At 36.4% G+C, this 519-nt stretch carries 1 protein-coding gene; it reads right to left on the bottom strand.

Annotated elements, in window-relative coordinates:
* Positions 1–472 (bottom strand): PTS transporter subunit EIIB (locus tag IDG60_RS01980; RefSeq protein WP_206160439.1); only part of this gene is annotated, 472 nt, incomplete at its 3' end.
* Between the last annotated feature and the right edge of the window lie 47 nt (positions 473–519).

Raw genomic sequence — 519 nt, forward strand, 5'->3', positions numbered from 1 at the left:
TACTCAGTACTGCTGCAATACCACCAATTAATCCAGCTCCAATAAATGCAGGAATCAACGGTATAAAGATATTGGCAATTGATTTCAATACTTTATTCAACTTACCATTCTTTTGTTTTGCTTTATGTGCTTCTTTATTCGCCTTTGCTTTATCAGCTGCATATGATTTATAGTCCATTTTTTCACTATCATTGTGATGGTGTGGTATTGGGTCACCTAGTTTAATACCACTTAATTCCGCCATATGATTAGCCACTTTATTGACTGTACCAGGTCCAACCACAACTTGAATGCGTTCATCGTGTATAACACCCATGACACCATCAATATGCCTTAGTTCTTGGTCATCTACTTTATTTTCATCTAATACTTTAATACGCACACGTGTCATGCAGTTCATGACACTATCTATATTATCCATACCACCTACTGCAGCAATAATTCGTTCTGCAAGTTGTTGTTCTTTGGTCATTTAAATCCCTCCTAAGGTTGTCTATCTCTGATTGCTCGTTTAACAAT

It is taken from the genome of Staphylococcus sp. EG-SA-2, from assembly GCF_017152085.1.